Annotated in this window: 23 protein-coding genes; 10 read left to right on the plus strand and 13 right to left on the minus strand. The window is 65.1% G+C overall.

Features of this window, described 5'->3' with window-relative positions; all coding sequences use genetic code 11:
* Positions 1 to 107: 107 nt before the first annotated feature.
* Positions 108 to 374, minus strand: a complete 267-nt coding sequence (locus QJT82_RS15800; RefSeq protein WP_245288783.1) for a hypothetical protein — start codon at positions 372 to 374, stop codon at positions 108 to 110.
* Here QJT82_RS15800 and QJT82_RS15805 point away from each other — a divergent pair.
* The 3 genes from QJT82_RS15805 (at position 373) to QJT82_RS15815 (ending at position 3,207) form a co-directional block, all read left to right on the plus strand.
* Positions 373 to 885 carry a DUF2865 domain-containing protein gene (locus tag QJT82_RS15805; protein ID WP_245288784.1) on the plus strand — a complete coding sequence of 171 codons (513 nt, stop codon included), beginning with the start codon at positions 373 to 375 and terminating at the stop codon, positions 883 to 885. The genes QJT82_RS15800 and QJT82_RS15805 overlap by 2 nt on opposite strands.
* A gap of 268 nt (positions 886 to 1,153) precedes the next feature.
* A complete protein-coding gene (locus QJT82_RS15810; RefSeq protein WP_028342037.1) occupies positions 1,154 to 2,431 on the plus strand; it encodes a PQQ-dependent sugar dehydrogenase in 1,278 nt (425 codons plus the stop codon).
* 194 nt (positions 2,432 to 2,625) lie between these two features.
* Positions 2,626 to 3,207, plus strand: a complete 582-nt coding sequence (locus QJT82_RS15815) for a c-type cytochrome (RefSeq protein WP_028342038.1) — start codon at positions 2,626 to 2,628, stop codon at positions 3,205 to 3,207.
* 166 nt (positions 3,208 to 3,373) lie between these two features.
* On the opposite strand, the gene panE is transcribed toward QJT82_RS15815, so the two are convergent.
* The 4 genes from panE to QJT82_RS15835 form a co-directional block, all read right to left on the minus strand.
* Positions 3,374 to 4,294: a 2-dehydropantoate 2-reductase gene (gene panE / locus QJT82_RS15820; RefSeq protein WP_028342039.1), complete on the minus strand. Its 921-nt coding sequence runs from the start codon at positions 4,292 to 4,294 to the stop codon at positions 3,374 to 3,376.
* A gap of 108 nt (positions 4,295 to 4,402) precedes the next feature.
* A complete protein-coding gene (locus tag QJT82_RS15825) occupies positions 4,403 to 5,008 on the minus strand; it encodes a 2-hydroxychromene-2-carboxylate isomerase (RefSeq protein ID WP_028342040.1) in 606 nt (201 codons plus the stop codon).
* Positions 5,009 to 5,118: 110 nt separating this feature from the next.
* Positions 5,119 to 6,417 (minus strand): MATE family efflux transporter, encoded by a 1,299-nt coding sequence (locus QJT82_RS15830; protein WP_051447966.1) that lies wholly within the window; start codon positions 6,415 to 6,417, stop codon positions 5,119 to 5,121.
* 293 nt (positions 6,418 to 6,710) lie between these two features.
* Positions 6,711 to 7,298, minus strand: coding sequence for a DUF2239 family protein (locus QJT82_RS15835; RefSeq protein ID WP_028342042.1), 588 nt, complete (start codon positions 7,296 to 7,298; stop codon positions 6,711 to 6,713).
* A 119-nt stretch (positions 7,299 to 7,417) separates the two neighbouring features.
* On the opposite strand from QJT82_RS15835, the gene QJT82_RS15840 reads away from it, so the two are divergent.
* On the plus strand, positions 7,418 to 8,083 hold the full coding sequence (locus QJT82_RS15840; RefSeq protein WP_028342043.1) for a glutathione S-transferase: 666 nt from the start codon (positions 7,418 to 7,420) through the stop codon (positions 8,081 to 8,083).
* Between the two features lie 114 nt (positions 8,084 to 8,197).
* The gene (locus QJT82_RS15845) at positions 8,198 to 8,533 is read left to right on the plus strand and encodes a GIY-YIG nuclease family protein (protein ID WP_028342044.1); all 336 of its coding nucleotides are present in this window, start codon (positions 8,198 to 8,200) and stop codon (positions 8,531 to 8,533) included.
* Between the two features lies 1 nt (position 8,534).
* Here the strand turns inward: QJT82_RS15845 and QJT82_RS15850 are convergent, their stop codons facing one another.
* The 3 genes from QJT82_RS15850 to ggt form a co-directional block, all read right to left on the minus strand.
* Positions 8,535 to 9,422: an NAD(P)-dependent oxidoreductase gene (locus QJT82_RS15850; protein ID WP_281446646.1), complete on the minus strand. Its 888-nt coding sequence runs from the start codon at positions 9,420 to 9,422 to the stop codon at positions 8,535 to 8,537.
* A gap of 202 nt (positions 9,423 to 9,624) precedes the next feature.
* Positions 9,625 to 10,923, minus strand: coding sequence for an MFS transporter (locus QJT82_RS15855; protein ID WP_028342046.1), 1,299 nt, complete (start codon positions 10,921 to 10,923; stop codon positions 9,625 to 9,627).
* Between the two features lie 326 nt (positions 10,924 to 11,249).
* Positions 11,250 to 12,995, minus strand: a complete 1,746-nt coding sequence (gene ggt / locus QJT82_RS15860) for a gamma-glutamyltransferase (protein ID WP_028342047.1) — start codon at positions 12,993 to 12,995, stop codon at positions 11,250 to 11,252.
* Between the two features lie 126 nt (positions 12,996 to 13,121).
* Here ggt and QJT82_RS15865 point away from each other — a divergent pair, with 126 nt between their 5' ends.
* Positions 13,122 to 14,501: an MFS transporter gene (locus QJT82_RS15865; RefSeq protein ID WP_028342048.1), complete on the plus strand. Its 1,380-nt coding sequence runs from the start codon at positions 13,122 to 13,124 to the stop codon at positions 14,499 to 14,501.
* A gap of 133 nt (positions 14,502 to 14,634) precedes the next feature.
* Here QJT82_RS15865 and purH read toward each other — a convergent pair whose 3' ends face one another.
* From purH to QJT82_RS15880, 3 genes are all read right to left on the minus strand, one after another.
* Positions 14,635 to 16,227 (minus strand): bifunctional phosphoribosylaminoimidazolecarboxamide formyltransferase/IMP cyclohydrolase, encoded by a 1,593-nt coding sequence (purH, locus tag QJT82_RS15870; RefSeq protein WP_028342049.1) that lies wholly within the window; start codon positions 16,225 to 16,227, stop codon positions 14,635 to 14,637.
* Positions 16,228 to 16,478: 251 nt separating this feature from the next.
* Entirely contained in the window at positions 16,479 to 18,230 is a 1,752-nt protein-coding gene (locus tag QJT82_RS15875) for a heparinase II/III family protein (RefSeq protein WP_063607098.1), read from the minus strand.
* Between the two features lie 137 nt (positions 18,231 to 18,367).
* A complete protein-coding gene (locus QJT82_RS15880; protein WP_028342051.1) occupies positions 18,368 to 19,714 on the minus strand; it encodes an RsmB/NOP family class I SAM-dependent RNA methyltransferase in 1,347 nt (448 codons plus the stop codon).
* Between the two features lie 175 nt (positions 19,715 to 19,889).
* Here QJT82_RS15880 and QJT82_RS15885 point away from each other — a divergent pair, with 175 nt between their 5' ends.
* Both QJT82_RS15885 and QJT82_RS15890 read left to right on the plus strand, forming a co-directional pair.
* Positions 19,890 to 20,117, plus strand: a complete 228-nt coding sequence (locus tag QJT82_RS15885; protein WP_028342052.1) for a succinate dehydrogenase assembly factor 4 — start codon at positions 19,890 to 19,892, stop codon at positions 20,115 to 20,117.
* A gap of 139 nt (positions 20,118 to 20,256) precedes the next feature.
* Positions 20,257 to 20,754, plus strand: a complete 498-nt coding sequence (locus QJT82_RS15890; protein ID WP_035631991.1) for a thermonuclease family protein — start codon at positions 20,257 to 20,259, stop codon at positions 20,752 to 20,754.
* A gap of 80 nt (positions 20,755 to 20,834) precedes the next feature.
* On the opposite strand, the gene QJT82_RS15895 is transcribed toward QJT82_RS15890, so the two are convergent.
* Both QJT82_RS15895 and acs read right to left on the minus strand, forming a co-directional pair.
* Positions 20,835 to 21,362 carry a L,D-transpeptidase gene (locus tag QJT82_RS15895; RefSeq protein WP_028342054.1) on the minus strand — a complete coding sequence of 176 codons (528 nt, stop codon included), beginning with the start codon at positions 21,360 to 21,362 and terminating at the stop codon, positions 20,835 to 20,837.
* Positions 21,363 to 21,701: 339 nt separating this feature from the next.
* Positions 21,702 to 23,669 (minus strand): acetate--CoA ligase, encoded by a 1,968-nt coding sequence (gene acs, locus QJT82_RS15900; RefSeq protein ID WP_028342055.1) that lies wholly within the window; start codon positions 23,667 to 23,669, stop codon positions 21,702 to 21,704.
* Between the two features lie 50 nt (positions 23,670 to 23,719).
* Between acs and QJT82_RS15905 the strand changes: the two genes are divergently transcribed.
* Positions 23,720 to 24,010: a hypothetical protein gene (locus tag QJT82_RS15905; protein WP_155258597.1), complete on the plus strand. Its 291-nt coding sequence runs from the start codon at positions 23,720 to 23,722 to the stop codon at positions 24,008 to 24,010.
* A gap of 431 nt (positions 24,011 to 24,441) precedes the next feature.
* Positions 24,442 to 25,620 (plus strand): DNA topoisomerase IB, encoded by a 1,179-nt coding sequence (locus QJT82_RS15910; RefSeq protein ID WP_028342056.1) that lies wholly within the window; start codon positions 24,442 to 24,444, stop codon positions 25,618 to 25,620.
* The last annotated feature ends 52 nt before the right edge of the window (positions 25,621 to 25,672 follow it).

Raw genomic sequence — 25,672 nt, forward strand, 5'->3', positions numbered from 1 at the left:
CCCGCCCGTTGGCGCGGGCTTTTTGCTGTCCGGCCCGAGGCCGCATCTCCAAGTCGCGATCGCGAGGTCAAGATGCCGCGGCCCGCCGTGGCGGTTTCCGGCTTTTGTTAACCGACAAACGGTGCATTCTCAAAACTGATAAAAATCTGTGGTTGTGTTGGCGCTGGAATGGTTGCGGCCGGTTTTGCCGGCGCGGCAAGCGCGTGAACGATGTCGATCAGTTGGAAGCCGGCTCCCGGGTTAAATCGCCGCTTGGCTCGCGCAAACGTTGCTGCGCTGGTCGTGCTCGTCGGCGTCTGGACCTGTTCGGGCGCATCGGCGCAGCAATTGCCGAGCGACTCGGCGTATGCCCCGGCGCCGAGCTTCTCTCCCATGCCTGGCTTTGGGCCGGCGCCTGACTTCGAGCCGGCCGAACGGCCGCGAGCGCGGGTCTACATCACGACGCGGTCGCACCGGGGCGGCGAGCAAAACTTCTGCGTCAGGACCTGCGACGGCCGCTTCTTTCCGTTGCCGCGCGTGAGCGAGACGGCGGACGTCAAGGCATGCGAGGCGGCCTGTCCCGCCGCCGAGGTGAAGCTGTACTCCGGCTCCGATATCGACAGCGCCAGAACCGAAGCGGGCGAGACCTACAAGACGCTCGCCAATGCATTCCGCTTCCAGCGCGAGATGGTGCCGCAATGCTCGTGCAGCGCCGGCGCGTCCACCGGCCTGTCGCCGATCGCGATCGAGGACGACATGACGCTTCGGACCGGCGACATCATCGCCGCCGATGACGGCTTCAAGATCGCTGCGATCACGAGTGGGCAGCGGCGCAGCGTGTTGTTCAGGCCGCTGTCGAAGGCCAAGGCGCAGGCGCTCGGTCTGGCGCGCCTGTCGTCGCGATAGCGGCGATCACGAGCGTTAGCTTCATTCGAATATCACGCTGCGGTGCAGAATGCCTTGTTATCAGGCAGGCTGCTCAGGAAAATTTCGTCTCAAATATCGTCTCAACTAGTTTTGACGCAGCGCACACAGCTCCACGCGCTTTTCAGCCTCGATGGATGTGCTACCATTTTGCCGTCTGACCTACCTCACAGACCGCCACCATCATCTCTCAGGGCGTTCAAAATCAATAACAGGCAAGCTGCAACGGCTTGCGTAGGGGAGTGACGCGATGAAATCCGCTTTCAATCGATCAATACTTGCGTTCGCGGCGATCGCGCTGCTGGCGGGGACGACCTTCGCCAGTGCGCAGCAACAAACAGACAAGAGTCGTGCGCTGAAGAAGTACGAATCAGGCACCAAGGAATTCTGGACCCATCCGCCGGATGACTGGTTCCTCGGCGACGAGACCGAAGCGCAGAAAGGCCTTGCCCCGCCGTCCGGTCCGCCGACCGGCGCGTCCGATTCCGAACTCGCCGCGATGATGAGGAAGATCAAGCTGCCGCCGGGCTTCAAGATCGAGGTCTATGCCTCGAACGTGCTCGCCGCGCGGCAGATGGCCTGGGGCGACAAGGGCACGCTGTTCGTCGGCTCGTTCGGGCTAGGCAACGTCTATGCGATCAAGGACAACAACGGCAAGAAAGAGGTCAAGACCATCCTCAAGGGCCTCAACATGCCGACCGGCCTCGCCTTCCGCGACGGCGCGCTCTACGTCATCGCGGTCGACAAGCTGATCAAGTACGACAACGCCGAAGCCAATCTCGACAATCTCGGCAGCGGCAAGGTGGTGTATGACGACATGCCGTCCTACGCGGCGCATGGCTGGAAATACATCGCCGTCGACAAGGAAGGCTGGTTCTACATTCCGTTCGGACCGCCCTTCAACATCGGCATCCCGCCGACCTCGGTGTCGCAGATCCGCCGCGTCGATCCGAAGACCGGTAACGCGGAGATCTGGGCGCTCGGCGTGCGCAACTCGGTTGGCGGCGACGTCGATCCGCGCACCGGCAAATACTGGTTCACCGAGAACGCCCGCGACTGGATCAGCGACGATCTGCCGAGCGACAAGCTCAACATGATCTCGAAGATCGGCGAGCATTTCGGCTATCCCTATTGCCACCAGGGCAACCTGCCGGACACCAAGTTCGCGATGGGTCACAAATGCTCGGAGTTCACCCCGCCGGTCTACAATCTCGGTGCGCATGTGGCTCCGCTCGGTATGAAGTTCTATACCGGCAGCCAATTCCCGGCCGAGTACAAGAACAGTATCCTGATCGCCGAGCACGGCTCCTGGAACCGGCACAAGTACCAGGGCGGCCGCATCGTGCGGATCACCGCGAGCCCCGACGGCAAGAACGCCAAGCAGGACATCTTCGCTTCCGGCTGGATCGAGGGTGACCAGGGCTATCTCGGCCGTCCGGCCGACATCCTGCTCGACAAGGATGGCTCGATCCTCGTCGCCGACGACTGGGCCGGTGCGATCTATCGCATCAGCTACAGCAAGAAGTAACGGTTGAAACAATGCGGGGCTGCGGTGGCCGATCAGGCAGCCGCAGCCCCCTTTACGTGGTTCGGCAAGCCCAACGACGGAACAGACTCGTCATGCCCGGACTTGATCCGGGCATCCATCCAAACAAAAACCCCTCTGCAAGCCAGATGGATTGCCGGGCCAAGCCCGGCAATGACCCGTGGAGAAAACTGGCAATGCGTGTTGCGTCCTTTGCAATCCTGTTCGCGGCGGTGATCGCAGTTGCGTCGTCCGCCAACGCCGCCGATGTCGCCGCCGGCAAGGCGAAGGCCGAAGTCTGCGCCGCTTGCCACGGCGACAACGGCATCTCGCAGACCGAGAACATTCCCTCGCTCGCCGGCCAACTCGACCAGTACGTTCAATGGCAGCTGGTGTTCTTCCGCGCCGGCGCGCGCAAGAACGAGCAGATGCAGCCGATCGTCGAGCAGCTCAACAACGACGACATCCGAAATCTCGGCGCTTATTTCGCGTCGCTGTCGCCGTTCAAGGGCGGCAAGGACGACAATCCGGACTTGTCCGAAAAGGGCAAGCAGGCCGCCGCCGGCCGCCGCTGCGCCTCATGCCATGGCGATACGTTTGCCGGTACCAAGGCGGTGGCCCGCATCGCCGGCCAGCGCGAGGAATATCTCGTCAAGGCGCTGCACGATTACAAGTCGGGCCTGCGCTCCGGCGGAGCACAGGCCGCGATGGCCGATGTCGCCTATCCGCTGAGCGACGAAGAGATCACCGCGCTCGCGCACTATCTGGCGCATCTGTAGCCGTAAAGATCATTTGTAGCCGCAAAGATGGTGTCGTCCCTGCGAAAGCAGGGACCCATAACCACCGGCTTCAATTGTGTAGAGAAGGTATCAACCCCGACCGCCTCGAATCGAGAGGCCGCGGCGTATGGGTCCCTGCTTTCGCAGGGACGACACTGTTTCTGTGTTAAGCGCTTCGCTGCTTCTCATACGCCTTGAGATGCGTGTAGGCCGTGCGCAGCTTCGGCACCGGGATCTTGGCGGCGTCGGCGCGCACGATCAGGTCGCCGATCACGTGATCGGCTTCGACCGGCAGCCCCGCCTTGATGTCGCGGAACATCGATGCGGTCATCGGCGAGCCCTCGGTGGTCAGGAGCCCGCGGGTGCGCTGGAAGAACGGGCCGCCCGGGGCATGGCCGGCGTCGGCGGCGATCGCGCTGCATTCGTCGAGGATGCCGAGCAGGAAATCCTTGCCGCCGGGCGCGGCCAGGATGTTGCCGACCGAGGTCCGCATCAGGCTGGTGGAGGCGGCGAGCGAGGCCAGGAATACCCATTTCTCCCACATGTCCTGCATCACGTGCTCGCTGGCGTTGGCGCCGTTGATCGCGGAGAAGGTCTCGGCGATCGCGCGCACCCGGTCCGACAGGCCGCCGGCGCGCTCGCCGAAGCCGAGCGACTGCATCGGCTGCAGCTGCACCACCTCGCGTTTCTCGTTCAACGTCGCCGCGATCGCGCACAGACCGCCGAGCACATGCTGAGCGCCGAACGTCTTGTCGAGCGCATCGAGATGCAGCATGCCGTTGAGCAGCGGGATGATCGCGGTCTTGTCGCCGACGGCGGGCGCAAAGGACTTGATCGCATCCTCGAGATCGAACGCCTTGCAGCTCAGGAGGACGACGTCGAACTTGTCCGACAGCTTGTCGGCCTGCACGGTCGGCGGATTGTTGAGCGTGACATCGCCGTTCGGGCTCTTGATCACGAGCCCGGCGGAGGCGAGTTCGGAAGCGCGGCGCGGGCGCACCAGGAAGGTGACGTCGCGGCCGGCCTGAAGCATCCGGCCACCGAAATAACCGCCGATCGCACCGGCGCCGACCACGAGAACGCGCATGGGAATTTGTCCTTCTTTGTTGTTCGCCGCCCGCGGGCGAATGGGAGTGGCGAATAGATAGGGATGCTGTTCGACTATTCGCTACCCGCTATTGGCCATTCGCTCATCTCACTTTCCCGATACCATTTCCTCGACTTCGCGCAGCTGCTCCTTGCCGAAGAAGATCTCGTTGCCGACGAAGAAGGTCGGCGAGCCGAACGCGCCGCGCTCGACGGCGGATGAGGTATACTCGATCAGCTTGGCCTTCACATCCGCGTCCTGCGCGCGGGCGAACAGTTTTGCAGCGTCAAGGCCGGAGGAGGCAATGGCTTTGCCGGCGACCTCAGGATCGTCCATCTTCTTGGGCTCGACCCACATGTGGTGGAAGGCGGCCTCGATATACTTCTCGAACACGCCCTCGAGCTGCGCGGCGACCGCCGCGCGCATCAGGTTCAGTGTATTGACCGGGAAGAACGGGTTCCAGGTGTAGGGCTTGACGTTGAAGCGCTTGAGAAAGCGCTCGGTCTCGATCTTCTGAAACTCCGGCTTGTTCTTGACGCCCGCCAGCGTCTCGGCCGGCGACTTGTTGTTGGTGGCCTTGAAGATGCCGCCGAGCAGGATCGGGACATATTCGAACTTGACGCCGGTGCGCTTTTCGATCGCCGGGATCGCTTCATGGCTAAGGAAAGCGTTGGGGCTGCCGAAATCGAACAGGAATTGCGGATTTTGGCTCACGGCAGTCTCTCCCTCGGCTTGTCTCGTTTGGACTTGTTTAGCATGGACCTGCTGTCGCAGGCGCCATCAGTAGAATATGATAATCATCATGTGAGCCGCGGCGCGCGATGTCAAATCAGCCGCTTGATGGTCTGCTTGCGCCATACCAAGGCGTAATAGGCCATCTGCAGCACGAACATGGTTGCGAAGGTGACGGGATAGGTGATCCAGATGCCGCTGAGGCCGAGGGCGCGGCTGAGCAGGATCGCGACCGGCACCTCGACCACCGCGATCGCCAGGGTCGAGAGCAACAGCGGCATCCACACCGTGCCGCCGGCGCGCATCGCGCCCGAAAACACCGTCGCCATGCCGAACAGCACCATGCTCCACAGCACGATGTACAACAGCTGCTGCGCCAGCGCGAGCACGGCACTGTCGACGATGAAGAAGCCCATCAGCGGCCGCGCGAAGAGATAGCCGAGCGCGACCAGCCCGCCGGTCAATACCAAGTTCATCTCGATTCCGGTCCTGACGATGGCGCCGATCCGGGCGGAATCGCCGCGGCCGATCGCCTGCGCGCCGAAGATCGACACCGATATTGCGATCGAGATCGCCGGAAACTGCACATAGCCGATCACCTGGTTGACCGCGCCATAGGCCGCGGTGGCGTCCGAGCCGAAACCGTTGACGAGGCCAAGCAGCACCAGCTCGGCGAGCGAGACCACCACCATGCCGATCGCGGTCGGAATGCCGAGCCGCAGCACGATGCGCAGCAGCGCGCCGTTCGGCCGCATCGCGCGCAGGAACGCAGCGTCGAAGGCCAGCGCATGGCGGTGCCGCAGCATATGGACATGCAGCCACAGCAGCGTGACCACGCCCGAGACCGCGGAGGCGACCGCAGCGCTGGCGACCCCGAGCATCGGCAGGCCGAGCCAGCCGCGGATCAGTGCCGGCGTCACCACCAGGCCGATGGCGGTCGAGACCGTCAGCGCAACCAGCGGCGTCACGGTGTCGCCGACGCCGCGCATCATCGCCGTCAGCAGCAGGAATGCGAAGGTGATGGGCATCGTGATCATCATGATCCGCGCATAAGCCACCGCGGCATCGAGCACGTCGGACGGTGTCGCGAGCGCGATCAGCAGCGGGCGGGCGAACAGGCCGCCGAGGACCGCGATCGCCAGCGCGAGCAGCAGCGTCACGGTCATGGTCGTGCCGGCGACCGCTTTCACCCGGTCGGGCTCGCCCGCGCCCCAGGCCTGGCCGATCATGACCGAGGCGCCGGCGCTCAGGCCGATCACGAAGGAAATGAAGAAGAACATCACCGGAAAGAACACCGAGACGGCGGCGAGCGCGTCGACGCCGATCATCTGGCCGAGATAGACGCCGTTGATGGTGCCGAACAGCGACTGCAGCACGTTGCTGAGCAGCATCGGCGCGAGGAAGGCGAGGAAGGCTTTGCGCAGGGAGGGAGGGTTGGACACGTTAAAATTCCAAAAATTGACCAGACACCTGACTGGTACGTCCTAGATCAGGCGGCACACTCGCTGCACCTCTCCCGCTTGCGGGGGAGGTCGGATCGCATCGACAGATGCGATCCGGGTGGGGGCTCTCTCCACCGAAAAGAATCTCTGCGTGGCAAAACCCCCACCCCAGCCCTCCCCCGCAAGCGGGAGAGGGGGCGCAGCTCGCTCGCGGTTGCCCGTCGACATTAGTTCATCGGGCGTCAGTCCGCTTGATCGCTATAGGCGAGCCGGATTGCGTGATCGCGGATATCGGCCGGCCAGTCCGCGATCAGCGTCGCAAAGCGGCGCCGGTCGTGGGCGAACAGGGCGCGGATCGCATCCTCATAGTTCGGCCGGTTGCCGGCCATGACAGTCATGAAGCGATAGGCGGCGTCCTGCGCGCTGCGCGTGCGGTCCTTGTCGCCGCTTGAGCGCCGCGCCTCGTCGATCAGCTTGCGGATCGCAACCGATGCACCGCCCTTCTGCTGCGCGAGCCAGTCCCAATGCCGTGGCAACAGCGTGATCTCGCGCGCGACAACGCCAAGCTTCGGTCGTCCCGGCCCGCGCGGCGCGGTCGGCGCCGCCGGCTCCCCGTCGGGCAGAGGCGCGAGCTTCGGCAGCCGGCCCAGCACGTCGTCGACCGAGCCGCGAAAATCGATATCGACCAGCGCCGAGGTGCGGCCGTTGAACACCAGGATCGCGGCGTCCTTGCGCTGGTCGAGGTGTTGCTTGGCGGCGCGCGCAACCTCCGGGAGGTCGCCGGCCCCGATGCGGTGCTCGCCTTCGAAGGCGACATAGGCAGGATTCATGGTAGACCTCTCCGATTGCGCGACCTATTGCCCGGGTAATCATTAGCAATCACGGCGCGTGGATCTCGATTTTCGTGTTGCCGGCTGGCGCCAAACGCCGTCCATTTCAGAGGATGCCCATGCTGACGGTTCATCACCTCAACAATTCCCGCTCGCAGCGCGTGCTGTGGCTGCTCGAGGAATTGGGTGTGCCCTACGAGATCGTGCGCTACCAGCGGCAGCCCGACATGCGGGCGCCGAAGGAGCTGCGCGCGATCCATCCGCTCGGCAAGTCGCCCGTCGTCACCGACAACGGCCACACGATCGCGGAATCCGGCACGATCCTCGAATACATCATCGCGACCTACGGCAACGGGCGCCTGATCCCGCCGGCCGATACGCCGGAGCGGCTGCGCTACACCTATTGGCTGCACTACGCCGAGGGGTCGGCGATGACGCCGCTGCTGCTGAAGCTGCTGTTCACGCTGATGCCGAAGCGCGCGCCGGCGCTGCTGCGGCCCCTGGTGCGCAAGGTGTCCAACACGGCGCTGTCGACGCTGGTCAATCCGCAGCTCAAGCAGCACATGGCCTATTGGGAAGGCGAACTCGGCAAGAGCGAATGGTTCGCCGGCAGCGAATTCTCCGGCGCCGACATCCAGATGAGCTTTCCGCTCGAGGCTGCCGCGGCGCGCGGCGGGCTCGAGGACGGCCATCCCAGGTGCGTCGCGTTCCTCGAGCGCATCCACGCCCGCCCGGCCTATGCGCGGGCGCTGGAGAAGGGCGGGCCGTATCAGGTCGGCCGGTAAATTCGCGGTCATCACAGCGGCTCGGGTTTCGATGCTGCTATTTTTTATCCGGGTATTATTGCCTTGTCAATAATGCCCGGGTATAAATAGTGAGCCTGGACCATTGGAGCCGTCATGAAGATCGAGGACCGCAAGCAAGCCATCGCCGACTACAAGAAACGCGCGAGCGTTGCCGGCGTGTTCGCGATCCGCTGCCGCGCGACCGGCGAGGTCTGGGTCGGGCAGGCGCTCGACCTCGACAAGATCGAGAACCGCATCTGGTTCACGCTGCGCATGGGCAGCCATCGCAACGCGGAGCTGCAGCGCGCCTGGACGGCCCACGGCGCGGATCATCTCTCACTCGAAACGCTGGAGCGGATCGAGGACGAGGAGCTCGCCTATGTGCGCGACACGCTGCTGAAGGAGCGCGTGCAGCATTGGCGCGCAGAGCTGAATGCGTTCGCGGCGTAGCTCAGTGTGCCGGCAGCGGCTGCACGGTGACGCCGGGCGGCGGCACGTCGTCGTCGGGCACGAAGAAGTCCGACATCAGCGCCACCGAGGGATCGACGCGGTAGCGCTCGAAGTCGCGTACGCCATTGGCGTAGAGCACCTTGTCGTCGATGCAGAAATGCCCGGTGAATTCGCGCGACGGCCGGGTGATGATCGCGTAGGCCGCATCGCCCATGATCTCGGGCGTGCGGCTCAAGTCGGATCGTAGCCATGTCGTTCTGTGAGCCAAGGAGTTGCCAGACATATTTGTCTTCCTAAGACCGCTTGGCCTCCGACTTGCGTTGACGGCAACTCCGGCCGATTTCAATTCGCCCGCCAGTCCAAGCACGCACATGCTCATGCCGAACTTCGCCATCGTGTAGGCGGTCGAGTGCTCGAACCATTTCGTCTTCATGTCGAGCGGCGGCGACAGCATCAGGATGTGCGGGTTCTCGGCCTTCTTCAGGTGCGGGATGCAGTATTTCGACACCATGAAGGTGCCGCGGGTGTTGATACCAATCATCAGGTCGAACCGCTTCATGTCGGTTGCCTGCGAATTGGTCAGGCTGATGGCGCTGGCATTGTTGACGCAGACGTCGATGCCGCCAAACTCGGCGACGGTCTGCTCGATCGCCGCCACCACCTGCGCCTCGTCCCTGATGTCGCAGAGCACCGGCATCGCCTTGCCGCCGGCGGCGCGGACCTCGTCGGCGGCGGTGTAGATCGTGCCCTCCAGCTTCGGATGCGGCTCGGCGGTCTTCGCCGCGATCGCGACATTGGCGCCGTCACGCGCGGCGCGCAGCGCAATCGCCAGCCCGATACCGCGGCTCGCGCCCGAGATGAACAGCGTCTTGCCTTTGAGGGATGTCATGAGAACCTCCTGTGAGGGACGCACGAGGCGATGGCCCCCTCTCCCCTTGTGGGAGCGGGTTGGGGGTGAGGGGCATCTCTCCACACGGCATACTGCATGGAGAGACCGCAACCCCCCACCCGGATCGCATCTTCGATGCAATCCGGCCTCTCCCACAAGGGGAGAGGCGAAGCGGCGCAAGTCCGACGATCGTTACTCAATCTCAGCCATCCGCATGCAGCACACGACCACGCGTTTCCGGCAGCGCGTAGGCGGCGAGGAAGAACACGCCGTAGGCCGCCACCGCGAAGATCGCGATCGCGTTGGCGAGCGTGGTCGTGGTCGACAGCGCGCCGACCAGGAACGGGAACAGCGCGCCGATGCCGCGGCCGAAATTGTAGCAGAAGCCCTGGCCCGAGCCGCGCAGCCGGGTCGGATACAGTTCGGTCAGGAACGCGCCCATGCCGGAGAAATAGCCCGAGGCAAAGAAGCCGAGCGGAAAGCCCAGCACCCACAGCACCTCGTTGGACAGCGGCAATTGGGTGTAGAGCAGCACCACTGCGATGGCGCCGATCGAGAAGATCAGGAACAGGTTGCGCCGGCCGATCCGGTCGGCCAGCCAGGCACCGACCAGATAGCCGATGAACGAACCGATGATCAGCGTCGCGAGATAGCCGGTCGAGCCGACCACCGAGAGCTTGCGCTCGGTGGTGAGGAAGCGCGGCACCCAGAAGGTGATGGCGTAATAGCCGCCCTGCATGCCGGTGCCGACCAGCGACGCCAGCAGCGTGGTCTTCAGGATCGGCCCGTGGAAGATCTCCCACAACTTGGCGGGGCCGCTGCCGGAGGCCTGGGCCTGCGCCATGGTCGCGGCGGAGATTTCCGGCTCGGTGACGTAGCGGCGCAGATAGAACACGAGCAGCGCCGGCAGCGCGCCGATCACGAACATCCAGCGCCAGGCGTTCTCCGCCGGCAGCACCGAGAACAGGATTGCCTGCGCCAGCACCGCGAGGCCCCAGCCGACCGCCCAGCCCGACTGCACCGAGCCGACCGCGCGTCCGCGATATTGCGGCCGGATCGCCTCGCCGATCAGCACCGCGCCGGCCGCCCATTCGCCGCCGAAGCCGAGGCCGAGCAGCGCGCGGGCGATCAGAAGCTGATCGAAATTCTGCACCAATGCGCAGACCAGCGAGAAAAACGAGAACCAGACGATGGTGAGCTGCAGCGTCTTCACCCGCCCGATCCGGTCGGACAGATAGCCGCCGAGCCAGCCGCCGACGGCGGACGCCAGCAGCGTCACCGTGCCCGCAAGGCCTGCGGTGCCGGGGTCGACCTTCCACAGCGTGATGATGGTGCCGATCACCAGCGGATAGATCATGAAATCCATGCCGTCGAGCGTCCAGCCCGACGCGCAGGCCCAGAACGTGCGCCGCTCCTGCAGGTTCATGTCGCGATAGAAGGCGAGGAGGCTGGTATCCTCGATCTCTGCAACTTCCATCGGTTTGGATTCGGCCGTGCTCATGCGCGTTCCCCGGAGAAATCTTTCACCGGCTCTTTGCGATCCGCGGCCGGAATTACGCGGACCGCCAATCTATCGCGATGTTGCAGGTGGGGCAAAGGCGGGTTTGCGCGGCCCTTAGAATGGGATGAAGTTAGATTGAATCGGATTGGCCCCAAGCACGCTCACCTCTCCCCGACGGGGAGAGGTCGATTTGCGCAGCAAATCGGGTGAGGGGCTGCGGCTCCAACGAGAGAGCGGAACCCCTCACCCGGCGCTACGCGCCGACCTCTCCCAAGGGAGAGGTGAGCCTCCACCGCCACTCCGGCTCAACCCGATCCCATCATGCTTTAGTATCCCGCGGCCTCGGAGCCGCGCGTGCGCGGATCGGGCGCGCCGAGCAGACCGTTGGTCGTGACGAGGATCGAGTTCGCGGAGGAGTAGCCGAGCGGCTCGACCAGTTTGTGGCCTTTGGCGCGCAGATCGCCCAGCACCGCGTCGGGAAAGCCGCGCTCGATCCGGACCTCGTCGGGCAGCCATTGATGGTGCATGCGGGGCGCGGCGACCGCGGCCGCGATGTCCATCTTGTGGTCGATCACGTCGACGATAATCTGGGTCACGGCGGAGATGATGCGGCTGCCGCCGGGCGAGCCCGTCACCAGCACCGGCTTGCTGTCCTTCAGCACGATGGTCGGCGACATCGACGACAGCGGGCGCTTGCCGGGCCCCGGCAGATTGGCCTCGAAGCCGACCAGGCCGAAAGCGTTGGAGGCGCCGGGAGCTGCGGTGAAATCGTCGAGCTCGTTGTTCAGCAGCACGCCGGTGCCGTCGGCGACGAGGCCGACGCCGTAGGGGAAGTTCAGCGTATAGGTGTTGCTGACGGCGTTGCCGCCGGCGTCGACGACCGAATAATGCGTGGTGTTGTCGCCCTCGCGCGGTTGCTTCGCGTTGCGCACATCGGTCCAGGGCGTGGCGCGGGCGATGTCGATGGTGGCTCGCTGTTTGGCGGCATAGTCCTTGTCGATCAAGAGCTGCGTCGGCGCGTCGACGAAAGCGGGATCGCCGAGATAGCGGGCGCGATCGGCATAGGCCCGCTTCATCGCCTCGATCATCACATGCAGCGAGGCGGCCGAGCCCTGCTTCATGTCGGACATCGCAAAGCCTTCGAGAATGTTGAGGATCTCGAGCAGCACGACGCCGCCGGAGGAGGGTTGCGGCATCGAGACGATGTCGTAGCCGCGATAGCTGCCGCGGATCGGCGTGCGGATCACCGGCTGGTAGGATTTCAGATCCTCGAGCGTGAAGATGCCGCCGGCATTCCTGATGCCGCTGACAAGCTTCTCGGCGACGGCGCCTTGGTAAAAGCCGCGCGGGCCTTGTTCGGCAATATCAGTCAATACGCCAGCGAGATCGCCCTGGATCAGCCGGTCGCCCTCGCGCAGCGGCGTGCCGTCGGCATGCGAGAACGTCTTGGCCGAATTCGGCCAGCGCGACATGCGGCGATACATGTCGTTCAGCGTGTCGGATGTGTCGTCGGTGACGATGAAGCCGTCGCGCGCGAGATCGATCGCGGGCTTGAGGATCTGCGCAAGCGTGAACTTGCCGGAGCCGTATTTCTCCAGCGCCAGCGCGAGGCCCGCGACCGTGCCGGGCACGCCGATCGCGAGCGCGGAGTTGCGCGACTTGTCGGGATCGGGCTTGCCGTCGGCGTTCAGGAACATGTCGCGGGTCGCAGCCTGCGGCGCAGTCTCGCGATAGTCGATCGCGACATCCTCATTGCGGCCGGCGAGATGGATCACCATGAAACCGCCGCCGCCGATATTGCCGGCGCGCGGATAGGTCACCGCCATCGCAAAGCCGGTGGCGACCGCGGCGTCGACCGCATTGCCGCCCTGTCGCAGGATGTCGGCGCCAACTTGCGCAGCCAGCTTCTCCTGCGCCACCACCATGCCGTTTTCGGCGCGAATGCTGCGAATCGTGTCCGCGGCTGAAGGTTCATAGAAGCGGCGCTGGACCTGGCCGAGGGCAGGCGTCGTGATACCAATCACCAGGAGAGCGGCAAACAGCCGTCGCGACATCGTTGCCGTCAGCGCCATCGAAATGTCCTGCCCTGTTCATCGCCGTATCAGTCAAACCGGCTCATGCTATATGGGAGCGGATTGGAGCGGCAAAAGCCTGCCTGTGGTTCGAGTTGGGGAATATCTTTCGCGATGACGGCAACAATGCAGACGGGCGCCGGTGACGCGAAGGCCTCCACCAAGGTTTATCCTGGCCGCGCAGCCGTCATCAGCTGGATCTTCTTCGACTGGGCCGCGCAGCCTTATTTCACGCTGATCACGACCTTCGTGTTCGCGCCTTATTTCGCGAGCTTCGTCGCGCCCGATGCCGCGAGCGGCCAGGCGCTGTGGGGCTTTGCCACCGCGGCTGCGGGACTTGCGATCGCGCTGCTGTCGCCGGTGCTGGGGGCGATCGCCGATGCCAGCGGCCGCCGCAAGCCATGGATCGCCGGCTTCGGTGCGCTGCTCGTGATCGGCGCCAGCGCGATGTGGATCGGCAAGCCCGGCAATCCCGATATCATCCCTATGCTGCTGCTCGCCTATGCGATCGCAAGCGTCGGCGTCGAGTTCGCGACCGTGTTCAACAATGCGATGATGCCGACCCTGGTGCCGCCTGACCGGATCGGGCGATTGTCAGGCACCGGCTGGGCCACCGGCTATGTCGGCGGCATCCTGAGTCTCGTGCTGGTGCTTGGATTCCTCGCCGCCAATGCCGAGACCGGCAAGACGCTGTTCGGCTTCACGCCGCTGTTCGGTCTCGGTCCCGCCATGCATGAAGGCGACCGCATCACCGGGCCGCTGACCGGGTTGTGGTTCATCATCTTCGTGACGCCGATGTTCCTGTTCACGCCGGATTATCCGACGAAGCGTCCGATGCGCGCGGCGCTCGGCGAAGGCCTGCGCGAGCTCAGGGAATCGTTGTCGAGCCTGCCGAAGCAGAAGTCACTGGCGCGCTTCCTGCTGGCGAACATGATCTACACCGACGGGCTGGTCTCGCTGTTCGCGTTCGGCGGCATCTATGCCGCCGGCACGTTCGGCTGGGACACGATCCGGATCGGCACCTTCGGCATTATTCTCGCTGTGGCCGGCACGTTCGGCGGCTGGATCGGCGGCAAGCTCGACGATGCGTTCGGGCCGAAGCGCGTGATCACCGGCAGCCTCGTGATCCTGCTGTTCGCGATCGTCGTGATCCTCACCGTGAACAAGGATTCCGTCCTGTTCATCCAGGTCGCGCCGCCGGTGCCTGGCGGTCCGTTGTTCGCGGGCGCCGCCGAGCGCGCTTACATCGTGCTGGGCTGCCTGATCGGCGCCACCGGCGCGCCGCTGCAGGCGGCTTCGCGCTCGCTGCTAATCCGCCTCGCGCCGAAGGATCGCATCGCGCAGTATTTTGGCTTGTTCGCGCTTACCGGCAAAGTGACGTCGTTCATCGGCCCGCTCCTGATCGGCGCGATCACCGCGGCGACCGCAAGCCAGAAGGCCGGCATGGCGGTGCTGGTGGCGTTCTTCGTGGCGGGACTGGCGCTATTGGCGAAGGTGCGGGAGTAACCACACCTGTCGTCCCGGCGAAAGCCGGGACACATACCGCGTGATCCATCGAAGGCGCGCCGGGGTTAATTGTCCCTCACCAAGCAAGATCGGTGGTTATGGGTCCCTGCTTTCGCAGGGACGACAGTTTGCATCAATGCCTGAAGTGCCGCACGCCGGTGAACACCATGGCGATGCCGTGCTCGTCGGCGGCCTTGATCACCTCGTCGTCGCGCATCGAGCCGCCGGGCTGGATCACCGCGGTGGCGCCGGCCTCGATGCAGGCGAGCATGCCGTCGGCAAACGGGAAGAAGGCGTCGGAGGCGACCACCGAACCCTTGGTCAGCGGCTCGGCGAGCTTCAGCTCGGCGGCCGCATCCAGCGCCTTGCGCGCGGCGATGCGCGCGGAATCGACCCGGCTCATCTGGCCGGCGCCGATGCCGACGGTGGCGAGATCCTTGGCGTAGATGATGGTGTTCGACTTGACGTGCTTGGCGACGCGGAACGCGAATTTGAGATCGCGCAGCTCGGCGTCGGTCGGCGCGCGCTTGGTCGCGACCTTCAGGTTCATGTCCTCGACCACCGCATTGTCGCGGCTCTGCACCAGGAGGCCGCCGGCGACGGTCTTGGCGGTGAGGCCGACCGCACGCGCGTTCGGCAGGCCGCCGGCGAGCAGCAGGCGCAGATTGCGCCGGCCGGCGATGATCGAGATCGCCTCCTCGGTCGCGTCGGGCGCGATGATCACCTCGGTGAAGATGCCGATGATGGCGCGCGCGGCGTCCGCATCGAGCGTGCGGTTGACCGCGATGATGCCGCCATAGGCGGAGGTGGAGTCGCAGGCCAGCGCGCGGGCATAGGCGGTCGCAAGATCGGGGCCCTCGGCAACACCGCACGGATTGGCGTGCTTGACGATGACGCAGGCCGCGGTGCGCTGCGGGTCGAACTCGCCGACGCATTCATAGGCCGCGTCGGTGTCGTTGATGTTGTTGTAGGACAGTTCCTTGCCCTGCAGCTGGCGCGCGGTCGCAACGCCCGGCCGCTTCTCCGGCGTGGCATAGAACGCCGCGGTCTGGTGCGGGTTCTCGCCATAGCGCAGCGACTGGATCAGTTTGCCGCCGAAGGCGCGGAAATCCGGCGCCTTGGTGTCGAGCTGCACGGCGAACCAGTTCGAGATCGCGGCGTCATAGGCCGCGGTGCGCGCATAGGCCTTGGCGGCGAGCCGCCGGCGCAACTGAAGCGAGGTCGCGCCCTTGTGCGCGGCGAGCTCGTCGAGCACAGCCTGATAATCGTTCGCCTCGACCACCACGGCGACATCGTCATGGTTCTTCGCCGCGGCGCGGATCATCGCGGGACCGCCGATGTCGATATTCTCGATGCACTCCTCGAAGCCGGCGCCTTTGTCGACCGTGGCCTCGAACGGATAGAGATTGACGACCAAGAGATCGATCGGCGCGATGCCGTGCGAAGCCATCGCCGCGGCGTGTTCCTTGTTGTCGCGGATCGCGAGCAGGCCGCCATGCACCTTCGGATGCAGGGTCTTGACCCGGCCATCCATCATCTCCGGAAAGCCGGTGAGCTCGGAGACGTCCCTGACCTTCAGCCCGGCCGCCGCGATCGCCTTGGCGGTGCCGCCGGTCGAGACCAGCTCGACGCCATGGTCGGCCAGCGCCTTGGCGAAATCGATCAGTCCGGTCTTGTCGGAAACGGACAACAGAGCGCGGGTCACGCGGCGAAGCTGCTCGGTCATATCGGAAAATCCCTGGCTGTTAAGGCAGCCGGGTAGCATGGTTTTGTGCGGTACGAAACCGGTACATGCGCCTGATTCCCGGGAATCTAACCCCGTCATCCTGAGGTGCGAGCGGAGCGAGCCTCGAAGGATGAATCGGCCACCAGCCGGGCCGTGCATCCTTCGAGGCTCGCCGAAGAGGCTCGCACCTCAGGATGACGGGTTGGGCGTGGAGCTGCGCCGTAGACCAGCACCATAACGAATTACGCCGCCTACAGCGGCAGTTCCGGCTCGCGGCGGGCGTTGCGGCGCGCGGTGGTGGCGGAGGCCGAGGTCGAGGAGCGCACGAAGCTCCAGCGGATGGTGCCGGCCTGCCTCGCGTCCTGCCGGATCACGATCTGGGAGGTGCGGCGCGGGCCGTCATTGCCGGCCAGGAACACGCTGTCCTCGAGATCGACCTTGTCGTCCATCGCCTCGAAGGTCCAGACGTCGCGGTTGGGCAGCACCAGCATCACGCCGCGGGCATCCGACAGCCGGCTCGCCTTCACCGAGGGATGCAAATGGAAGCGCAGCGCGAAATCGGCCTCGCTGCCCTTGATGCGGCCGCCCGGCGCCGGCGACAGCGAATCCTCGCCCTCGAGCCGCGTGCCGTCCTGCGCGACCATCAGCACGCGGCGGTGGATCACGCCGAAGCGCGAGAGATAGCCGTCATGCGAGGCGGTGAGCACGTCGCCGTCGGGAACGGCTTCGCGGTAGCTCTCGACATTGCTCGGGCCGCTGGTGATCGGCGCGCCGCGCAGCAGCCGCTTCATCGCCGACAGCTCGACGAACTGGCACGACGAGGCGTCGCGATAGGTCAGCGTCGAATGCGCCGCGGTGGATCGCGCGAACGGTCGCCAATTGTCGCGGCCGGTGCTCGGCATGCCGCAATTGACGACGATGCGGCTCACCCCGGAGGAGAGCTCGAACGACAGGCACCCGGCATGCGCGTCCTGGCTGACGCTTGCCGGCGGCGGCGGGCCGGTGTCGATGATCAACGCGGTGTTGCCGGCATCGAGCCGCTGAAAGCCGGTATGCGGCATGCTCGCCATCGGCACGCCGCGGGTGTCGTCATAGGCGAGCAGCGTCGCGACGAGATCGGACGGCGCGGTGCTCATGCCGTTGAACAGCGCGAAGCTACCGTCGCCGTGACGGAAGAAGCGCAGCATCGGCATCATGCGGTCGATGGCGTTGAGCAGCGCCGGCGGCGGCGCGATGTTGCGTGCGGCGAAGGTCTGCCGCAGCGGCAGGAGATCGCTGAGCAACTCGACCAGCGCGCCGGGATTGCGCGAGATGTGGCCGCCATCGGGCAGGATCTGGCGCTGTAATTCGTCGGACAGTTTGCGCGTCGCCGATTTGATGTTGCGCGCCTGGTTGGCGAGACAGAGCGAGGCGTAGCACAGCGCGATCAAGACCTGCAGGCGCGGAACGCCGTCATTGTCGAGCGTCGCGTGGCGCAGATAGCGGATCTCGCGCGCCAGCCCGCGCAGATATTTGCGGTAGAATTTTCCGTCGGTGTCGCCGAGCACCAACGGCGCCTGCGACAACAGCGAGATCACCCGCCGCGCGCGCACATCGGCGCGGCGCTCCAGCGGCCGCTTGCGGGCCTGGTTGGAGATCCAGTCGTCGACCAGCGAGCGGGCGTTGGCGCGGGTCAGCGCGGTGTCGGCGGCGCGCAGATGGCGCAACCAGCCGAAGCCGAGCAGGGCGGCTTCCCAATCCTCCGACGGCGGCTCGAGATCGAAGATCGAGCGGCCGTGGCAGGTGACGATCTTGCCGGCGAAAACGAATCGTCCGGCATAGATCTCGGCCGCGCGGGTGGCGTCGGCGGTCCGCAGGTCGTGCGGGGCGATGATCAGCCGGTCGGTGCGGCCGGGCCAGAGCCGCGTCAGCGCAACCGTGCTCCCGCTGGCGCGTGCGAGCATGCTGCGGGCAAAGCGGCCAGCAATCAGCGTCGAGATGCGTCTGCTTTGAGCGACCGACACGCCTAACCTTGCGGGGAGGGAATTTTCAACGAATCCTTATTTAATCCGGAAACGCGGCCAAGGCACCTTCTTGATATACAAGACACCCTCTTGATACCGCACGAATCACTTCGAGCTTAGAAGACTGAAGTTTAAAATCAGGATTTAACCAGCCGGGCGACGTAAAAACCGTCCAGCCCGCCCAGCCGCGGGTCGGCGTTGGGCAGATGGCTCGGCAAAGTGCGCAGATCGCCGTCGGCGGTGATGATGTCCTCGAGGCCGGCGACCTCGTCCTTCTCGACCGGCGCACGGCGCAGGCCTGATTCGCTCGCCAGCAGCGCGGCGATCGCGTGCTCGCCTTCCTCCGGCTCCAGCGAGCAGGTGCAGTAGACCAGCGTGCCGCCCGGCTTCAGCAGATTGGCGGCTTTTTGCAACAGCCGCTTCTGCAACGCCGACAGCGCGGCGATGTCGCCTTCCTGCCGCAGCCAGGCGACGTCGGGATGGCGGCGGATGGTTCCCGTCGAGGTGCAGGGCGCATCGACCAGGATACCGTCGAAGCTTGCGGCCTCGGCGGGCCATTCGGCGGCGTCGGCGACGACCGTCTCGGCCTGCAACTCCAACCGCGTGAGATTGTCACGCAGTCGCGCGACCCGCGCCGGCGAGCGGTCGACCGCGGTGACATGCGCGCCGGCCAGCGCGAGCTGGGCGGTCTTGCCTCCGGGCGCGGCGCAGAGATCCGCGACCGCCTTGTCCTTGATGTCGCCGAACAGCCGCGCCGGCAGCGCGGCGGCGGCGTCCTGCACCCACCACTGGCCTTCGGCAAAGCCGGGCAGCATCGTGACGGAACCCTGCAGCAGCGTGCGCACGGTTCCCGTCGGCAGTATCTCGCCGTGCAGGCGGCTCGCCCATTGCGGCGCGTCGGACTTCACCGTGAGATCGAGCGACGGCTCGTGGCCGAGCGCCAGCGCCATGTCGCGCGCGGTGGCTTCGCCGTAATGCGTATTCCAGCGCGCCAGCATCCATTGCGGCAGGTCGAGCGTCTGCGTGCCGATCTCGTCGATCAGCCCCTGGCCCTCGCGCGCGCAGCGGCGCAGCACGGCGTTGACCAGCCCGGCATATTTCGCGGCGCGCCGGTCGGATTGCACCAGCCGCACCGAAAGATCGACCGCGGCATGGTCAGGCACGTCCATCCAGAGAATCTGTGCCGCGCCGATCAGGAGCGCGCTCTGCGCGCGCGGTGCATCGGTCGGGACGCCGCGGTCGAGCAGGCGCGACAGCACGTGGCCGAGCGTGCCGAGCTTGCGCAGGATGGTCGACACCAGCCGGCGCATCAGCGCGCGGTCGCGATCGGCGAGCGATTTCAGGCCGGGATGCGCGCCGGCGCCGTCGAGCTGGTCGTCGAGCGTGCGGTGCTTGTGCAGCACGCCATCGAGGATGTCGGCCGCGATACGGCGGGCCGCGAGACCGGGGACTTCGGCAGGAACTGCAAATCTTGAAGGGGGCATGAAGCGGAGATATCTCGAAGGTGCTGAGTTACATTCGGCTCATGCCCATCAACTCGAGACCACCTCTGGCATGCGAATATGCCAAATGTAAGAATCGCCTTGCGGGATTTTGTGATCGTGATGTCGTCACTGAGCCAGGACAGAGATACGCAACGCGCGGTCGGAAGGTTTTGCCATGTCTGATAAATCGCTATCGTCAGCGCCGCCGGAGGCCGCGCTCCGCAAGCCGCTGACGCCGGCCGCGCAACGCGCGCTCGCCGAGGCCGCGGCGCGGCGCAAGGCTGCCGAGGAGCAGGCCGCGAAGGATGCGGCCGCGCGGCCGAAGGAATTCCAGGGCCCGAAGGGGCCGGAACCGACGCGCTACGGCGATTGGGAGACCAAGGGCATCGCCTCGGACTTCTGAGAGTCTTGCCTGACGGCTCGACTCAGGTCAGTCTGGGAATATGTCCCCATACGAAAGAATAAATGCTTATCGTGGGACGGGGCGTCCGCCTTTCCGCCGAACCCCTTGGGGCCGCCGCGTCTCGGCGGCGCTGCCATGGGTGTTCGTGCTCGGCATTGCCGTCGGCAGCACATTGCCGATCCGCCAATGGGTGCATTTGCCGCCGACCTGGTCGCTCGGCAGGTCGCGCGACACCGACGTGATCTGGCAGCGGGCCGGCGCGCCCGACATCAGGCACAACGTTGATGTGATCAGGACGATCGACGGCGACACGTTCGAGGCGCGGGTGCATTTCTCGCCGGGCCCGGATCTGTACACGCGTGTCCGGCTGCGCGGCATCGACGCGCCGGAGCTGAAGGCATCCTGCGCGCGCGAACTGCAAATGGCGCAAGCGGCGACGGTGGCGCTACGCGACCTGCTCGGCCAGGGCGATGTCGCGATCTACAATGTCGGTCCCGACAAATATCAGGGCCGTGTCGTCGCCGACGTCGCGACCAGGAAGACCGACAACGTCTCGGCCGCGCTGCTCGCGGCCGGCCATGCGCGGGCCTACAATGGCGGGCACCGCTTCGGCTGGTGCGGATATTTCGCGCGCTAGGCGAGAGCGTCAAACCAGGCTGGGCAAACAAAAAGCCGCGCAGATGCGCGGCTCTTCTTCAGGCGAAACACTGGACGCGATCAGCGGGTGACGACGACCGTCGTGCCGATCTCGACGCGCGAATAGAGGTCGGTGATGTCCGTGTTCAGCATGCGGATGCAGCCGTAGGAGACGAAGCCGCCGACCGAGCCCGGCACGTTGGTGCCGTGGATCGCATACTCGCCGCCGGCCAGCGTCATCGCAGCGACGCCCATCGGGTTATGCGGCGAGCCGCCGGCGATCACGTTCGGGATGCTCGGCTTGTCGCGCTTGACCTCGGCGGGCGGCGACCAGGCCGGGTTGCGATATTTGCCGTCGATCTTCGTGGTGCCGGCCCACTGCTTGCCGGACTTGCCGACGCCGACCGGGTAACGCATCGCGTGGCCGGAATCGAGAATGAGGTAGAGCCGCCGTTCGTTGGTCTTCACCACGATGGTGCCTGGCTCATAGTTGTCGGCGTGTATTCCCACCATTTCCGGCCGGGCTTCGGCCGCCTGCGACGTCAAAACAACAGCACCAAGGGTAACAGCAGCTGTGGCAGCCAGCGCCACCGCAAACTTCATCGACATCAACCTCTCCACTTCCCAACAGCTCCCGTACGGAAGCCAAAAACGAAGATGCAGAGCCCTTGAAAAACCGGGCCTGCCGGTCTCACGCACGCAAGATTAACCGCGTGTGTTAACCGGGTGGTTTCACACCGGCCGCGAGACACGTCCTGATGGCGCGGAGAAAAGGAAAAGTTCGGATTAAAGTAAATGACCTGAAAACAACACTTGGCCACAAACGCGCCTCAATCGCGCCACGCCTCTGACAATCCCGTGAAGCGGCCCGTTGCAGGAAAAGGGAAGGGCCGCGGCGGTGATCGCGCGCGGCCCTTCCTCGGTTTCCTGATTTTGCTGCTGCTGGCCTTACGCCGGAGCGCCCTTCTTGTTCTGGCGGTTCTGCACGAGGTCGTCGACCACGGCCGGATCGGCCAGGGTCGAGGTGTCGCCGAGACTCGACGGCTCGTCCTCGGCGATCTTGCGCAGGATGCGGCGCATGATCTTGCCGGAGCGCGTCTTCGGCAGGCCGGGCGCGAACTGGATCAGGTCCGGCGAGGCGATCGGGCCGATGTCCTTGCGGACCCAGGCGACCAGTTCCTTGCGCAGCGCTTCGGTCGGCTCGGTGCCCTTCATCAGCGTGACATAGGCGTAGATGCCCTGGCCCTTGATGTCGTGCGGGTAGCCGACGACGGCGGCTTCCGACACCGCCTCATGCGCGACCAGCGAGCTCTCGACCTCGGCGGTGCCCATGCGGTGGCCGGAGACGTTGATGACGTCGTCGACGCGGCCGGTGATCCAGTAATAGCCGTCGGCATCGCGCCGGCAGCCGTCGCCGGTGAAATACTTGTTCTTGTAGGTCGAGAAATAGGTCTGCTCGAACCGGGCGTGGTCGCCATAGACCGTGCGCATCTGGCCCGGCCATGACTTGGCCAGGCAGAGATTGCCCGAGGTCTCGCCGTCCAGCGTCTTGCCGTCGGCATCGACGATCTCCGGCACCACGCCGAAGAACGGCCGTGTCGCCGAACCGGGCTTCAGCTTGGTTGCGCCGGGCAGCGGCGTGATCAGGATGCCGCCGGTCTCGGTCTGCCACCAGGTGTCGACGATCGGGCAGCGATCGTCGCCGACCACGCGGTAATACCACTCCCAGGCTTCCGGATTGATCGGCTCGCCGACCGAGCCGAGCAGGCGCAGCGATTTGCGCGAGGTCTTCTTCACCGGCTCATCGCCGCCCTGCATCAGCGCGCGGATCGCGGTCGGCGCGGTGTAGAAGATGTTGACCTTGTGCTTGTCGACCACGTTCCAGAAGCGCGAATTGTCCGGATAGTTCGGCACGCCCTCGAACATCAGCGTGGTCGCGCCGTTGGCGAGCGGCCCGTAGAGTATGTAGCTGTGGCCGGTGACCCAGCCGACGTCGGCGGTGCACCAGTAAATGTCGCCGTCGTGATAATCGAACACGTATTGATGCGTCATCGACGCAAACACGAGGTAGCCGGCCGAGGTGTGCAGCACGCCCTTCGGCGTTCCGGTCGAGCCCGAGGTGTAGAGGATAAACAGCGGGTCCTCGGCGTGCATATGCTCGGCCGGGCATTCCGTCGTCACCATGGCAGCGGCCTCGTGATACCAGAGGTCGCGGGTCGGGTTCATGTCGATCTTGCCGCCGGTGCGCTTCACCACCACGACCCAATCGACGCCGCCGGAATCCTTAGAGTCGATCTTGGCGATGGCGGCATCGACATTGGCCTTCAGCGGCACTTTCCTGCCGCCGCGCAGGCCCTCGTCGGCGGTGATCACCACCTTCGAGTCGCAGTCCTTGATGCGCTGCGCGAGGCTGTCCGGTGAGAAACCGCCGAACACCACCGAGTGGATGGCGCCGATCCGCGCGCAGGCCAGCATGGCGTAGGCCGCTTCCGGAATCATCGGCAGGTAGATCGTGACACGGTCGCCCTTCTTGACGTTCCGCGTGCGCAGGATGTTGGCCATCTTGCAGACTTCGTCGTGCAGCTGGCGGTAGGTGATGTGCTTGGATTCGGAGGGATCGTCGCCCTCCCAGATGATCGCGGTCTGGTCGCCGCGCTTGTCGAGATGGCGGTCGATGCAGTTCCAGGCGACGTTCAGCACGCCATCCTCGAACCATTTGATCGAAATATTGCCCGGTGCGAAGGAGACGTTCTCGACCTTGGTGAAGGGCTTGATCCAGTCGATCCGCTTGCCGTGCTCGGCCCAGAAGCCGTTCGGGTCCTTGACCGAGTGCGCGTACATCTCGCGATATTTGGCGTCATCGATATAGGCGCGCTTGGCCCAGTCCGCCGACACGTCATAGATCTTCTCGGACATCATTTTCCTCCACTCATTGCCGATCGCGAACGACGCGGCGGCAAGCCGTCTTGATCATTGCCGCGATTATGCGTTGCCGCATTCCGGCCCGGCAAGGAAAAAGGACTGTCACTTTCGTCGTGTGGAAGCCGTCGGACATTCCGCCAGCTTCCGCTTTTGACAAGACGGCTTACCGCAACGCGTCGACGAGAGAAACCTATGCGCCATCGCTTGCTCGGGGTCACTGGTCTCTTGGTCGTAGTGGTGTCGTTCTCTGCGCCGTTCGCCGCCACCGCGGCGGTGCCGCGCACGATGACGATACGCTGACGCCGATTTTGATGGACGGCTTCAGGCACAATTGAACGAATTTCGGACGCCGCGGCGACGAGCTACGTCAACACGTTCGTGACCGCGTAATCCTCGGTTGCCGCCAGCATTGGACCGGCCCGTGGCTGCAGAACTCGAGCCACGTACCCAGCGAGAGCAGCGCGCGAAAGGGCAAGGTCGCTGACCTGATCTGGGGACCGCGGTGGACCCAGGGCGGTGTTCAAACGCCGGTTTCCGGTACCGCGCTCGCGTCATTTTGTCCGATCCCGGGCAGTCCAAAATCAACGTTAGCGGGCGAATGGCACCCATGAAAGGTAATTTGACACCGTCAATAACTGATTCGCGACTCGCAATGTCGGCTCCGACGCCCTAAATCGCCAAACCGAGGCCGGATGGCCCACCGGAACGAAGCCCGAAGCAACGGCATTACCGGGAGAACAGCGGAACAAGGCGTCTTGCGAGAATAATGATGGATCAGCAGAATATCGCGGCTGTGCGGCCCGTTTCCGCCGATCCCGCTGTCGCCTTGGCAAAGGCACTGGGCCAGTGGCCAAAGCAGACGCCACGCGCAAAGTTGCGATCGCCGTCAACACTCAAACTCGACGCTCCCGCCGCCATCAGAACGACGGTTGAAGAACTGGCGCGCGATCTGGGCCTGCGGCTCGGCGACCAGAACGAGCTGACCATCCGCCGCATCAAGCGCGGCAAGACCTATTCATTCGTCCGTGCCAATGGCTCGCGGGTCCGCGATGCGCGGACGATCCGCCGGCTGCACGCGATGGCCGTTCCGCCGGCCTACCGCCAGGTGCGCTATTCCAGCGATCCGAGCTCGCATCTGCAGGCGGTCGGCCGCGATGCGGCGGGCCGGCTGCAGTATCGCTATCACGCCGACTGGGAGAAGGTTCGCGAGCAGCGCAAGGCGCATCGCCTCGCCAAGCTGGTGGCCGCGCTGCCGAAGATCCGGCGCAAGGTCTCGGCGTTTCTGTCCGGGGACGAGCCGACGCGCGAGTTCGCGCTGTCGGCGGTGATCGAGCTGATCGCGCGCACCGCGATCCGGCCCGGCAACGAATCCTATGCGCGCCTCAACGGCACCCGCGGCGCCACCACGCTTTTGAAGTCCAACGTCACGCTGGAAGACGATTCCCTGGTGCTGACCTTCAAGGCCAAGGGCGGCAAGACCGTACGCAAGGAATGCGATGCGGCCAAGCTGGTGCGTGCGATCGGCATCCTGCGCGGCGTCCCGGGCAAGCGCATGTTTCAGTATTACGACCGCTCCGGCGTGGTGCGGGCCGCTTCGACCACGGCGGTGAACGCGTTCCTGCGCGAGATCGCCGGCATCAAGATATCGCTGAAGGATTTCCGCACCCTGATGGCGTCGGCCGTCGTCGTGGAATCGCTGTCGCGGATCACGCCGGCCACCAGCCAGCGCGGCCGCAAGCGCCAGGTGCTGGATGCGATCCGCGCCGCCGCCGACCAGCTGTCCAACACGCCGGCGATCTGCCGCAAGAGCTATGTCCACGACACCATCGTCACCGCATTCGAGGACGGCATCCTCGAACGTTTCGCCGCGACGATGGGAGGCTACCGCACCCAGTCCAAGCGCGAGCAATTACTGGCGCAGGTGGTGATGGCGGCGGGGGCGTAACGGGCCACAAACTCCGCTGTCGTCCCGGCGAAGGCCGGGACCCATAACCCCA

It is taken from the genome of Bradyrhizobium sp. Mp19, assembly GCF_029952935.1.
In the GTDB taxonomy this organism is placed as follows: domain Bacteria; phylum Pseudomonadota; class Alphaproteobacteria; order Rhizobiales; family Xanthobacteraceae; genus Bradyrhizobium; species Bradyrhizobium elkanii.